General features: G+C 48.6%; 12 protein-coding genes and 1 riboswitch. Of the genes, 2 read left to right on the top strand and 10 right to left on the bottom strand.

The features are described from left to right. Positions 1 to 60: 60 nt before the first annotated feature. The 3 genes from DHAF_RS00235 to DHAF_RS00225 are packed head-to-tail and all read right to left on the bottom strand — an operon-like array spanning position 61 to position 2,618. Positions 61 to 894 (bottom strand): metal ABC transporter permease, encoded by an 834-nt coding sequence (locus tag DHAF_RS00235; RefSeq protein ID WP_015942541.1) that lies wholly within the window; start codon positions 892 to 894, stop codon positions 61 to 63. After that, entirely contained in the window at positions 866 to 1,609 is a 744-nt protein-coding gene (locus DHAF_RS00230; RefSeq protein WP_005815055.1) for a metal ABC transporter ATP-binding protein, read from the bottom strand. The genes DHAF_RS00235 and DHAF_RS00230 overlap by 29 nt, the downstream gene beginning before the upstream one ends. Before the next feature lie 10 nt (positions 1,610 to 1,619). After that, positions 1,620 to 2,618 carry a metal ABC transporter substrate-binding protein gene (locus DHAF_RS00225; RefSeq protein WP_015942540.1) on the bottom strand — a complete coding sequence of 333 codons (999 nt, stop codon included), beginning with the start codon at positions 2,616 to 2,618 and terminating at the stop codon, positions 1,620 to 1,622. 180 nt (positions 2,619 to 2,798) lie between these two features. Between DHAF_RS00225 and DHAF_RS00220 the strand changes: the two genes are divergently transcribed. Together DHAF_RS00220 and DHAF_RS00215 are read left to right on the top strand one after the other, a co-directional pair. Further along, the gene (locus tag DHAF_RS00220) at positions 2,799 to 3,494 is read left to right on the top strand and encodes a response regulator transcription factor (protein ID WP_005815058.1); all 696 of its coding nucleotides are present in this window, start codon (positions 2,799 to 2,801) and stop codon (positions 3,492 to 3,494) included. Further along, entirely contained in the window at positions 3,487 to 4,797 is a 1,311-nt protein-coding gene (locus DHAF_RS00215; RefSeq protein ID WP_015942539.1) for a HAMP domain-containing sensor histidine kinase, read from the top strand. Before DHAF_RS00220 ends, DHAF_RS00215 begins: the two co-directional genes overlap by 8 nt. 50 nt (positions 4,798 to 4,847) lie before the next feature. Here the strand turns inward: DHAF_RS00215 and DHAF_RS00210 are convergent, their stop codons facing one another. The 7 genes from DHAF_RS00210 to DHAF_RS00180 form a co-directional block, all read right to left on the bottom strand. Beyond that, positions 4,848 to 5,456 (bottom strand): ABC transporter ATP-binding protein, encoded by a 609-nt coding sequence (locus tag DHAF_RS00210; protein WP_005815062.1) that lies wholly within the window; start codon positions 5,454 to 5,456, stop codon positions 4,848 to 4,850. Then, entirely contained in the window at positions 5,456 to 6,268 is an 813-nt protein-coding gene (locus DHAF_RS00205; protein ID WP_015942538.1) for an ATP-binding cassette domain-containing protein, read from the bottom strand. Before DHAF_RS00205 ends, DHAF_RS00210 begins: the two co-directional genes overlap by 1 nt. 12 nt (positions 6,269 to 6,280) lie before the next feature. Beyond that, positions 6,281 to 7,150 (bottom strand): ABC transporter permease, encoded by an 870-nt coding sequence (locus DHAF_RS00200; protein ID WP_005815067.1) that lies wholly within the window; start codon positions 7,148 to 7,150, stop codon positions 6,281 to 6,283. After that, on the bottom strand, positions 7,144 to 8,121 hold the full coding sequence (locus DHAF_RS00195; RefSeq protein ID WP_005815068.1) for an ABC transporter permease: 978 nt from the start codon (positions 8,119 to 8,121) through the stop codon (positions 7,144 to 7,146). Before DHAF_RS00195 ends, DHAF_RS00200 begins: the two co-directional genes overlap by 7 nt. A gap of 119 nt (positions 8,122 to 8,240) precedes the next feature. After that, a complete protein-coding gene (locus DHAF_RS00190; protein ID WP_015942537.1) occupies positions 8,241 to 9,881 on the bottom strand; it encodes an ABC transporter substrate-binding protein in 1,641 nt (546 codons plus the stop codon). 302 nt (positions 9,882 to 10,183) lie between these two features. Then, a riboswitch (cobalamin riboswitch) is annotated at positions 10,184 to 10,373 on the bottom strand. A gap of 148 nt (positions 10,374 to 10,521) precedes the next feature. Further along, positions 10,522 to 11,625: a metal ABC transporter permease gene (locus DHAF_RS00185; RefSeq protein ID WP_015942535.1), complete on the bottom strand. Its 1,104-nt coding sequence runs from the start codon at positions 11,623 to 11,625 to the stop codon at positions 10,522 to 10,524. Further along, positions 11,609 to 12,532: a metal ABC transporter permease gene (locus DHAF_RS00180; RefSeq protein ID WP_015942534.1), complete on the bottom strand. Its 924-nt coding sequence runs from the start codon at positions 12,530 to 12,532 to the stop codon at positions 11,609 to 11,611. Before DHAF_RS00180 ends, DHAF_RS00185 begins: the two co-directional genes overlap by 17 nt. Position 12,533: the final 1 nt, after the last annotated feature.

The following is a 12,533-nucleotide window of genomic DNA, read 5'->3' as shown; positions in this document are numbered from 1 at the left end:
ACCTCTTTCAATAACTGCATTAATTTTTTCAATAACTGCATTAATTATAGAATATACCGACTACATTTTAAACACAGTTCGTCTAAGCATGGAAATTATTTGCTTGATAAGCAGCATCACCACCAGGCAGAGGACGCCGAGCAGGACGATAGTGCCTCCGGGTTTCAGCTTCAGGTAATAGGATAGAAACAAGCCGGTCACTGTAAAAACAACCGCAAAGATGACCCCATAAATAACCGTCTGCCGATAGCTTTTGCCAACCTGCATGGCGCAAGCCACCGGAACAACCATCATTGAGGAAACGATCAGTGCTCCCACCGTGCGGGCGGCAACGGATACCGTTACCGCCGTCAGTATGGTAAAGATAAAATTGATCACACCCACCGGGACGCCTGACAGCCGTGCCGCCCTTTCATCCAAGGCAATATAGAATAACTCTTTGTACAAAAGGATGAAAGCAAGCATAACGATACAACTGATGCCTGCTACCAGGATCATTTCAAAATCACTGATCGAGACGATGCTTCCGAACAAAAAACTGTTAAAATTAGCCGCATTTTTGACATGACCGGATAGCACCCCCGCCAAACCGATGCCTGCCGACATCACAATCGCGATGGACATCTCGGAGAATTTGGGGATTTTTTTACGGATAAACTCAATGCCCAAAGCCGCGGCGATGCAGGCTGTAACCGCGCCCAGGATGGGGTTGATTCCCATAATCAGGCCGGCCGCCACACCGGCCAGGGATGTATGGGACAAGGCATCGCCGATCATGGAAAGGCGCTTCAGGACCACGATGATGCCAATACAGGGAATAATCACGGCCAGCAGAATTCCCACGATAAAAGCCCGGCGCATAAAATCATATTCCAGAATGGCAATCACACTCATCGTTTCCTTTTCCCTCCTTCGCCAATTCCTGCCCGGGGTGCTTGTGCTTGTGTTCCACAAGGGAGCCTTCTTCCAGACAGAGAATCCTTGACACATACTTGGCCGCCCGGCTGATATCATGAGTGACCATCACAATGGTCAGCCCGTTCTCCTGATTAAGCCTCGCCAGCAGCTCATAGAGGGATTGTACGGTTTGGGCATCCACTCCGGTGGTAGGCTCATCAAGAATCATGATTTCCGGATCGCCGGCCAATACCCTGGCCAGCATAATCCTCTGCTGCTGCCCCCCTGAAAGCTCACCGATCATGCGCTTGGCGTATCCCTCCATACCCACCAGCTCAAGGGCCCGCTGTACTTTATCACGGTGCTCTTTCCCGGGGAAGCGGAGCAGCCCGATCTGTGAAAAAAGATTAGCCCTGACAATTTCCTCCGCGGTAGCAGGGAAATTGGCGTTGGAGTGCTGCCCGGCCTGGGGCACATAACCGATTTTCGGCCAATTTCTAAACCGGCGGCTATCCTGACCGAACAGCCGGACAGAGCCTGCATTGGGCACAAGCTCTCCCAGGATAAGCCTTAGCAGGGTGCTTTTGCCGGCACCGTTGGCACCGATAATCGCGGCAAAATCTCCCTTATAAACAGAGAAGCCGATTTTTGAAAAAACCGGCTCATTTCCATAACTGAAACCTAAGTCATCTACTTCTATTATGTTAGACATGCACAACTCCTTATTGCAATGCCGCTTTCAACGCCTCCAAATTCTGACGCATCACGGCCAGATAATCATCTCCCGCCGCCTGCTGCTCATCACTAAGCCCTTCAATGGGACTGAGCACTGCCGTTTTAGCTCCGGTAGCCTTGGCAATGGTCTCGGCGACTTTCGGACTTACCAGCTCTTCAAAGAAAATAACCTTGACCTCATGTTCTTTGGCGAATTCGATCACCTCAGCCATCCTGGCCGGATCCGGTTCGGAATCAGGAGCCAGCCCTTCGATGCCAATCTGATTGAGTCCGTAAGCCCCGCACAGATAGCCAAAGGCTTCATGGGAGACAATAATATCCTTTTTGGGCAGCGGGGCAAGAGTATCCTTAAATTCTTTGTCCAGCCCATCCAAATCAGCTGCGTACTTCACATAGTTGGTTTCATAATAATCCTTGTTATCCGGGTCGGCTTGAACAAAAGCATCTTTAATCGTCTCCATCTGCTTTTTGGCATTCAAGGGACTGAGCCAGGTATGGGGGTCATATTCCGCCCCTTCGTGCCCATGCTCTTCCTCTTCCTCATGTTCTTTTCCTTCGTCTTCATGCTCATCTTCATGATCGTGTTCATGGTGCCCTTCCCTGAGGGTAATATCTTTGGAAGCTTCCACAGCAATCAGGGCCTTATTCTGGAGGGATTCCAGAACATCCTCCACCCAATGCTCCATACCGGCTCCGTTATAGACAAAGACATCCGCCTTTTCCAGCCCCGTAATATCGGCGGCAGAAGGCTCCCAATCATGGGGCTCCATTCCGGCCGGGACCATATTCACTGGGGTAATCTTATCTCCGCCGATCTTGGCTGCAAAATCATACATTGGATAAAAACTGGTATAAACGGAAAGCTTTTCACTTTGACTTTGCTTATCATTCGTATTTGGAGAAGAGGAATTCTGTGTCTGGCTGCACCCCGCCATCAGGAACAGAACCAAGCCTCCAACTAGGATTTTACTCCAAAGCTTTTTCATTTTCAATAAACCCTCCTTGAACTTTTTGTGATTTTTTAAATGCATATAATTCGCATTCGCATTTTATTATAATTTGGAAAACTTTGGTTGTCAATAAATTTATTCATGCCCTCTCCTGAATTTTCTCAACGAATATTTCATGCTATAGTTAGGAATATAGCATGTAGAGGAGGGGTAAACATGCCGGAAAACTCAACCATTCTTGTGGTGGACGACGATCCTGAAATACGGGAAATCATTCATATCTTATTGCAAAGGGAAGGTTTCGCGGTACAAGTTGCCGCCGACGCAGACACCGCCTTGGCAACGCTCACCCCTGGGGTGGATTTGGCGATTCTGGATATTATGATGCCGGGAAAATCCGGATTTGAGCTGTGTTCGGAAATCCGCAAAACCACAACCATCCCCATTTTATTCCTGACCGCCAAAAACCAGGATGCGGATAAAGCAGAGGGATTTTCCTGCGGCGGCGACGATTACCTTGTCAAACCTTTTTCCTCAATCGAACTGATTTCCAGGGTAAAAGCCCTGCTGCGCCGCTATCTGATCTACCAAAAGCAAGAGCCTGCTTCTAAAAAAGAAGTCAGGCTCGGGGATCTCTATATCGATTTAGATACGGGAACCGTTGCCCGTTCGGGAGAAAAAATTGCCCTGACCAGTATGGAATATCAGGTGTTCCGGCTCTTATTGCTCAATCGCCGCAAGGTTTTTTCCGCTAAGGAAATTTACGAACACATCTGGCAGGAGCCCTTTCTTCCTCTTTCCAATAACACGATCATGGTCCATATTAAAAATCTAAGAAGAAAATTAGAGAAGGATGTAGGGCGTCCCCAGTATATTCGTACTGTTTGGGGAAAGGGGTATTATATTGAATAGAGCAAAACGTGAATATAAGCTGTCCCAAACCTTGATGATCACAGCTGTTTTGGCATGCCTTGCTTCCGCTTTGCTTTTTCTCGGTCTGCAATACCTATCCCGCGGCATCATCTATGATTATTGTAAAAAGCCGGAAGTAATTTCTGCTCACATCGAGAAAAAAATAACCAGCCTGCGGCAGTATATTAAAGACAATCAGATCTCTTTGTCGGACCTGTCCGAATTGGATAACTGGATGCGGGGCAAGGAATTAACGGAGATTGTGATTTATCACGACAATACGTTGATCTATAGTTCACATACCCTGTCACCGAGCTTTTCCTTTCCCAGCCAACCCAAATTTCCCGACTTTTATCTATGGCATAATAAATATATATTGACTTTCCAGGAGGGAACCGCTGAAGTTTTTATCAAGGATTTTTTTGAACACCGTTATATAGACTATATTACTTATTTTAATTTGCTGGTGTTCTTCCTCTGTTTTATTACCATCATGGTCTTTTTCATCCATAAAAAGGTATCCTATATCAATACCTTGGAAAAGGAAATAAGGATTTTAGAAGGGGGCGATCTCCATTACTCAATTACCATCAAGGGCAACGATGAACTGGCCTCTCTGGCCCAGGAAATTGATGAAATGCGCAAAGCCTTCATCGCCCGGGAAGACTACGCTGAACGGGTCAGAGCGGCCACCAATACCTTGATGGCCGGTGTCTCCCATGATCTCCGCACCCCTCTTACGGCATTAATCGGCTATCTGGAGGTGCTGGAAGGTGAAGATATCCCGGCCAAGGAGAGCTCTTTCCTTGGCAAGTGCAAAAATCGGGCCCTGCAAATCAAAGACTTGATTAACCATCTGTTTGACTACTTTTTTATATCCACCAACGATTATAAGGAGATTGACTTAAAGCATTACCCTGCTCAAGAAGTGCTGAGAGAGATGATCCATGAGCATATCTATTTAATGGAACAAAGTGGCTTTATGGTTTCCTCTACTGTTGAGCTGCCTGAGGGGACGATCAAGGTGGACTCAGGCATGATTCAGAGAATATTTGACAATATGCTCTCCAATGTGCAAAGGCATGCTGATCCTGCTCATCCGGTCCGGCTGTATAGCACCATTGACTCCGGCGAGTTGGTTTTAGTTTTTGAAAATCATAGTCAGCATTCTCTGGACCCTACTCCTAAAACAGGCTTGGGGTTAAATAATTGCCAAAAAATTATGCTTCTGCATCAGGGGCGGTTTATGTATAGGCAAAACGATCATGTATTTACAGTTCAGCTTGCTTTCCCGCTTATCTAAGTGCGGCATAAAGAGGATGGCCAATTTCAGGCCATCCTCTTGTCCAAAGATTACTCCCACGTATTCCCCACTTGAATGACCTTGTCACACAGGCGGTTCAGAAGACTGAGCTCATGGCTGACCACAATTACACCAATCTTTCTGCTTTGGCAAATATGGAGAAAACTATGCCAAATTCTGGCCTGGGTAATAGCGTCCAGCATGGTGGTCATTTCATCGGCAATAATATACCGGGTCTGTGGGTTCAAAGCACGCACGATACAAAACCGCTGCAGCTCTCCGCCGGAGAGCTCGATGGGCCAGCGCTTCCGCCAATCCTCCCGGATGCCGAAAGCATCCAGGATATCCTGGGAAGGGGTATAGGTTTCGGTTAAGACATCCTCCATTTTCCAGCGGGGATTGATGGCCTTTTCCGGGTGCTGATAAATTAATTGGACCGGGCGAAAGCTTTTTGGCGCCAAAGGCTTAGAATCCACGCTTACCCTGCCGGTCTGAGGAAGGATATATCCGGCTAAAACTCTGGCCAGGGTCGTTTTACCGCAGCCGCTGTATCCGGATAAACCAAGAACTTGGCCGGGTAACACCTTGATGTTCATGTTCTTAAAAATCCACTGATCCTTTTTATAATAAACCCCCAGGTTCTCTCCCAGCAAAGCCATTATGCTTCCCACCTCAATTCCTGGCAGGCAAAATCATTTTGCGGTAAGGCCCGCCATAATTTTCTGGCATAGTCTGTTTGCAGCTGTTCCCCCGTTCCGGAAAAAGCGGACACCGGGGAGATCTCTATGGTTTGCCCATCCTTAATCACAGCAACCCGATCGGCGATTGCAAGGGCGGACATGATGTCATGGGTGATGAGCATAACCCCGGCTCCTTCCCGGGCAAACTGCTGCAACTGTTTAAGGATTTCTGCCAGGGCTTGGGGATGGATGCCGGGGGTGGGTTCATCAGCTATGACCAGCTTTACCCCCTCTCTGACGCTGGTAGCAAACAGCACCCTGCGCAGCATACCTCCCGATAATTCATGAGGATAAAGCCTTCCGTCGCTTTCTTTTAATCCGTAATGGGCAAACAGCCTGTTCTGCCTTTCTTGTGCTCTTTGTTTAGCCAGGCCAATCTGAACCTGCTTTCCCACCGGCATCAAGGGATCCAGATAATTAACCGACTGAGGGATAAAGGAGATTTCCCGGCCTCTCAGTTCTTCTTTGCGCTTTTTAGTTAATTCCTGCCCACGATACATCATACTGCCGGAGCAGATGGCATTGGTAGGGAGAATTCCCAGGATGGCATGGGCCAGCAAACTTTTCCCTGAGCCGCTGGCCCCCACAACCGCAACGATCTCCCCTTCCTCAATCTCCACATGAAGATTGGCAATAGGCTGGATGACACGTTTTTGAGTTCCTCTAAAGTATTGGGAAAACCCAATGGACAGATTTTCTACCTTCAATAAGGGTTGTGCCGCTTTAAGCATGATTCCTGCCTCCTATTCGTTGGAGCTGGTCGGGTCCAGCAAAATTCTTAGTTGTTCGCCAATATTATCAAAGCTCTTGGCCACTAGAATCAACAGAATTCCCGGGAACAGGATCAGCCACCATTGGCCTGTGGAAAGATGGCTCATGGCTTCAGACAGAATAATCCCCACCGCCGGTGTTTGGGGTGACAGCCCAAAGCCTAAAAAGGTGAGGGCAGCCTCATGGAGGATGACATGAGGAAACATTAAGAATGCTCCAATCATGATTTGCGGAAATACGGAAGGCATGACATGCCTTCTGGCAATATACCAAGGGGACTTACCATAGCTCCGGGATAGTTGGATGTATTCCGCACTTTTGATCTGCAGGACTTCAGCCCGCACCACCCTGGCCAGTGAGGTCCAGTGGGTCATGGCAACACCGATGACAATGCCCCGAATCCCCCCGCCTACGATATAACAGATTAAAATCATGAAGATCAGGTGAGGCATACCGATGAAGAGGTCAATGAGCCAGGAAATCAGTTCATCGACTTTTTTACCGAATAGGGCCGCAGCGGTTCCGAGCAAGGTGGCCACAGTAACACTGATCACCGTAGCAAAAATTCCCACGGCCAGGGACAGCCGCAGCCCTTTCATAGTTCGGGTAAACATATCCCGGCCCAGCCAATCCGTGCCAAACAAATGCTGCAAGCTGGGCATAAGATTCTTGCTGGCATTGTTCACGCGCAGATTATCGTTGCTTAAGATAAAACTGAGAATAAGGATCAAACCGATCAGGCAGGTGGAAAAGCCGATCATCCAAATAATCTTCTTGCGCACATTGCCGGTTTTTCCTGGGTCAAGAAGAACCTCCTCTTTCCTTCCTAATTGCTCTAGCATCTTAGCTCCCCCCTTTTAATGCGCGGATCGACAATGGTATTTAAGATGTCCGCAATAAAATTGCCAATAAAGACAAACAAGGAAGCGATTAAAATAATTCCCAGCAGCAGGGGAAGATCTCCTTTTAAGCCGGCGGTGGTCAGAGTGCTGCCCAGCCCCGGATAGGCAAATACCTGCTCCGCCAGAACGGAACCGCCGAACAATTCACTGAAATAGGCAAACTGAATGGAAATAGCCGGAATAATGGAGTTGCGGAAACCATGGTTTTTGAAAATCTGCCAGGCTGTTTCTCCTCGTGCTCTGGCAAAGGTCACATATTCCGTATTGAGGATATCGATCATTTTTTCCCGGGTGTGCATGGCGATATTGGCAACCCCTAAAAGGCTTAACGTCAAGGCGGGAAGAATGAAATGGCGGAGGCGGTCCGCCAAAGTAACATCGGCATCCGCCAGTCCTATGGGTTTAGTCAGGCCGATCGGAAACATTCCCAGCCAGACTGCAAAAACAAGCAGTAAAATTAAAGCCAGCAAAAAGGTGGGTATGGAAACCAGAATATAACTGTACCATTTAATAAAGCGATCCAGCAGCTTCCCTCTTCTCATGGCGGCCACCGCTCCCAGCAGATAGCCGAAAACACCGGACAAGAGCCATGCTGTTCCCATGAGCGCAAAAGATGTCATGGCTCTGCTTTTAATAATGTCCATAACGGGGACTCTATACAGCTTGGACATACCAAAATCACCCTGCAGCAAGGCCCCTGCCCAGGAAAAATATTGTTCCACAGGGGATTTGTTAACCCCCCAGTATTCCTTCAGCTTTTCCAGCTGTTCCTGTGACATAGAGGTATCACTGATCGCATAGGCATTGACAGGATCAATCGGAGACAAATGGATTAACCAGAAGGTCAGGATGGATAAGCCCAGCATCAGGGTAATCATGCGCAGAAAGCGCCTGAGGATTTTTTGAGACATAACACAGCACCTCCCGTTTATAGAGCGGCCCCATTCAAACAGGTGCGTTCAAAACGCCAATGCTTCGGGCAGGCGTTTCAGACGCACCTGTTCTGATAGAGCGTTCAGCTTGATTGGCTTTAAGGGTTGATCGACCACTCCGTGATATTGCCAAACAGTCCAAATTCATAGCCATGGGAATGCATGAGTTGGTTGCCGATATTCACCTGATCATTGACAAGGTACAGATGGTCGACACGGGCCAGCCAAACGATGGGAGCGTCACCAAGGGGGCTGAAACCGGTTTTCCCATCCCATTGGGCCAGTTTCCAGTATTGATTGGCTTCTTCCTGAGTGCTGGCGTACAAAGCTTTCTTTATATAGTCATCAGAAGTGGGATTGATATAAGAAGGCATGTTATTGTACCCGGTATTGATCACCTGAGATGAATACATAGTATACAATTGATGGGGGTGAAGTCGGCCGCCTCCCCATAGGCAGGCATTGGCCTTGCCCTGGATAAATATTTCATCCCAGGTAGCACCGATGATATTGATCTTAATACCCAGACCAAGGGCCTGATCGGCAACAGCCAGGGCGATGTCACCGCGCAGCTGGTCACTGGAAGGAAAATATAAATCAAATTCGGCCTTCAGCCCATCCTTCTCGACAATGCCATCCTTGTTGGTATCGGCCCACCCGGCATCTGCCAGCAATTGCTTGGCCTCTTCAACCCGGCCATCCTCAATGACCGTTTTTTCATTAAACCAGGGTGTGCCATCCACAATGGAATAGGCAGCCTTTCCGTATCCGTCCATGGTCACATCAATAATTCCCTGACGGCTTAACCCAATGTTCAATGCTTGACGGATGGCCAAATGAGAGGTAATATCATTGCCGACTTTGACCTCGTTGGCGTTGATATACCCGGTTCCGCCGCTGGGCAGGACAGGAAGACTAATTCCTCTGGAATCAACGCTCTCCAGAACGTGTAAGGTCATTCCCGGCAGGGTTTGTCCGGCAAATTTGGGAGGAATGTAACAAATATCAACTTGACCGGCCTTGGCCGCTGCAAAAGCGGCATCTTCCCCCAGCAGCAGGAAGGTGAGTTTCTTGAATTGAGGCTCCTCACCATACCAATAAGGGTTATAGTCCATGATGATTTGTTCGCCGTCATTATACTGGGTTACCTGATAGGGTCCGGAGCCAATGGGGTTTTTGGAATAATTGTCATCATAAATATGTTTGGGCACAATGCCGATTTCGGAAAGCTGACTGACAAATGTGGAACGCGGCTCTTGCAAAGTAAACACGATGGTATCCTTGCCGCTAATCTCCATTTTATCGACAAAGGAAAGGTCAAAGGCGATGCCGTCTTCTTTCAGCATTTCATAGGTAAACAGGACATCCTCTATGGTAACCGGGTCGCCGTTGGAAAATTTGGCATCATTGCGGATTTTGAAGGTCCAGGTATAGCCGTCTTTACTCGTCTCAAAGGATTTGGCCAGATCGCCGACAAAAGTTAAGTCCTTCGTGGCTTTAAGCAGTGAACTGTGGGTTAAGCGGATTTGCCCGATGGCACCCCAGGTCTTTTTGGGATCGAACATCCCATAATCGGCCATTCCCACAGCCAGGACCAGCTCCTCCTTCTTCCCTTCCTCCGGCGCCTTTGAAGTCGTCGGGGAAGGACTGCACCCAGGCAGGCCAACCAAAAGAACGACAACCAGAATCAGCAGGGGAGCGAACCGCTTCCGAAGCAAATGTAACTTGGGCTTGTTCATCTTTTCTACCTCCATAAAAATAGTTAAACTCCCTTACCTGCACCTTTGCTCATGAGCGGGGAAGCTCCTCTTCCTCCCGGCAATTTAGGTATGCTCAAGTAAGTTAGCTGCCTCTAACTATAAAAAAACTCTTGTATAATTTCAATTTCTTTCAGCTAATCTTTAGAATTCTTCAGAATCATTGACCCAAAATCATTGACCCAAAACAAAAAAACCCTTTCCAAACGGAAGGGCTTTCTATCCTGTATTTAATAATAGTGTTCTGAACACGATATCCACCTCCCTAACATCCCGTAGGTTGTTTTGAATCCGGGGCATGAGCAGGTCTCCTGGCTTAAGTTCCTCATTAACTCCCGTCTTCCCGGATATAACTATCCAGTGACCTTATGGTGAGTTAACTCCCTTCTACAGTGGCGGGCACCGCGTCAGCTTTGACTGACTTCCCTTACGGTTTTTCCTCTGAAAAATCGTACTCATCCCCATATGAAATTATAGATAGAATAAGAAATTTCTTGCCCAATTACAATGTATTTCAGCGAATCTTTAGAATTCTTCAGAATTACCTTCTTCAGAATAACTGAATCTGAAACAAAAAAAATGGATACCTCCTTCACAGGGATATCCCTCTTTTCTTGACAGCTTAGCCTGAAAGCAAGGTCTCATAGCTGCGCAGGCTGGTCAGGCGCCCCTGTTCAGTCAGCTTGATCACGCTGTTGTTTAACTCAATACACCCTTCCTTTTGCAAAAGGGCGATCAGATTTTTCGTAAGCTCCCCATCCAGGCGCAAATAACTTTGTATCTCAGCAAGGTTTGCTTCACTTTCCTCGTGGTGATAAAGATGGAGCAAAAGTATCATTTTGGCAAAGCCTATTTTTTGACTGCGGCGTCTGCTCAGCGTGCTCACAAGCCCCCGGCCGGGAGCAAAGATAAAGACCAGCAAGAAAGAAATTCCCGTCATCATGGCCATACAGCCGGCGATGGATACGTCCAGCAGGGCTGCCGCCCGATAGCCTAATAAGCCGTTGATGGCCCCGATCACCCCGCTTAAAATCAACATCCGCTTTAAATCATCGGTAAGCAGATAGGCCGTGACCGGCGGGCCAATCATAAACGCTACCACCAAAATGGAGCCCACCGCCTGAAAAGCCCCCACTGTGGTAAGCGAAACCAGGGTCATCAGACCGTAATGGACCAGGGTCGGCGCAAAACCCAACACAGAGGCCAGCATGGGATCGAAGGTGGCAAGTTTCAGCTCCTTGAAGAAGATGATGATCACCGCCAGGTTAATAAGCAAAAGAATCCCTGTGGTATGAATGGCTTTCGCGCCCAGATCCACTCCCCCCACGATCATGCGGTCAAAGGGAGCAAAGGCCAGCTCTCCCAGCAGTACCGAGTCAGTGTCCAAATGCACCGAACCCGCATAGCGCGTAATCAAGATAATGGCTATGGAAAAGAGGAAGGGGAACACAATACCGATGGCTGCATCTTCCGCCAAAAGCCGCGTACGCCCCAGCATTTCCGTCAGCCACACGGTGACGACCCCCATTAATGCGGCACCGGCGATCAGAAAGGAGGAAGAAAGATCATGAGTGACAAAGAAGGCCAGCACAATGCCCAGCAGAATCGTATGGGTGATGGAATCCGACATCATGGCCATTTTCCGCAGCACCAGAAAGACACCGGGCAGGGCGCAGGCCACCGCCACAATGACGGCAATCAGTTGTATTTCAAATTGTGGGGACATCAGGCCCACTCCCTTCCAGTTTCAGCATCAGCTTATTCTTCCTGTGCCGGTACACCCTGTGCAGAATACCTCTTCCCGGGGCAAACAGAACACTGAGCACAACGAGGAGGCTGGCGCACACCACAATGGCCGGTCCTGTGGGCAACTTAGGCACCGCAGAGCTGGCGGCGGTTCCCACCACACCGGACAGGGCACCGAAAGCGGCGGCAAGCGAAACCATCACCCCTAACTTATTGGTCCATTGGCGGGCGGCTACTGCCGGACTAATCAACAGTGCACTCATGAGAATGACCCCTACCGTCTGCAGACCGATGATAATGGTCAAGACAATCATAAACGACAGCAGTAAGTTCAGCTTCTTGGGGGAAAAGCCCAGATTATGGGCAAAATCACTGTCAAAAACAAAGAGTTTAAATTCTTTCCAGAACACCAGGACAAGGGTCAGCAAAACCACACCGCAAACGCTCATCAGGATAATATCCCTTTGCAGTAAGGTGGAGGCCTGACCGAAGATGAAGCGCTTGAGCCCTGCCTGGTTGGAATTGGGGATCTTTTGCACATAAGTCAGCAGAACCATCCCCAAGCCGAAGAAGAAGGACATAACCAAGGCCAGAGCACTGTCAAATTTGATGCGGGTGTGCCGGACAATACCCACGATCAGCGCCGTGGCGGTCAGTCCGGAGAGCAAGGCCCCCAGCAGCAGGATTTCTGTATTTTTGCTGCCGAGCAGGATAAAGGCGATGACCACGCCGGGCAGGGCGGAGTGGGAAACTCCGTCTCCCAGAAGGCTCTGCTTCCGCAATACGGCAAAGCTTCCCAATACTCCGCTGATCATACCCAAAAGAGCCGAACCCAAGGACACTGTTTGAAACGTATAGTCATTAAGTAAGGCAAGCCAAGTGTTCATA

It is taken from the genome of Desulfitobacterium hafniense DCB-2 (genome assembly GCF_000021925.1).
Lineage (GTDB): Bacteria > Bacillota > Desulfitobacteriia > Desulfitobacteriales > Desulfitobacteriaceae > Desulfitobacterium > Desulfitobacterium hafniense.
This window is presented reverse-complemented; position numbering and strand designations above follow the sequence as displayed.

Bases quoted from the DNA above. Each gene is read 5' to 3' on its own strand.
- DHAF_RS00200 (WP_005815067.1), bottom strand. From the start codon at position 7,150: ATGCTAGAGCAATTAGGAAGGAAAGAGGAGGTTCTTCTTGACCCAGGA.
- DHAF_RS00205 (WP_015942538.1), bottom strand. From the start codon at position 6,268: ATGCTTAAAGCGGCACAACCCTTATTGAAGGTAGAAAATCTGTCCATT.
- DHAF_RS00220 (WP_005815058.1), top strand. From the start codon at position 2,799: ATGCCGGAAAACTCAACCATTCTTGTGGTGGACGACGATCCTGAAATA.
- DHAF_RS00225 (WP_015942540.1), bottom strand. From the start codon at position 2,618: ATGAAAAAGCTTTGGAGTAAAATCCTAGTTGGAGGCTTGGTTCTGTTC.
- DHAF_RS00210 (WP_005815062.1), bottom strand. From the start codon at position 5,456: ATGGCTTTGCTGGGAGAGAACCTGGGGGTTTATTATAAAAAGGATCAG.
- DHAF_RS00230 (WP_005815055.1), bottom strand. From the start codon at position 1,609: ATGTCTAACATAATAGAAGTAGATGACTTAGGTTTCAGTTATGGAAAT.
- DHAF_RS00180 (WP_015942534.1), bottom strand. From the start codon at position 12,532: ATGAACACTTGGCTTGCCTTACTTAATGACTATACGTTTCAAACAGTG.
- DHAF_RS00195 (WP_005815068.1), bottom strand. From the start codon at position 8,121: ATGTCTCAAAAAATCCTCAGGCGCTTTCTGCGCATGATTACCCTGATG.
- DHAF_RS00190 (WP_015942537.1), bottom strand. From the start codon at position 9,881: ATGAACAAGCCCAAGTTACATTTGCTTCGGAAGCGGTTCGCTCCCCTG.
- DHAF_RS00235 (WP_015942541.1), bottom strand. From the start codon at position 894: ATGAGTGTGATTGCCATTCTGGAATATGATTTTATGCGCCGGGCTTTT.
- DHAF_RS00185 (WP_015942535.1), bottom strand. From the start codon at position 11,625: ATGTCCCCACAATTTGAAATACAACTGATTGCCGTCATTGTGGCGGTG.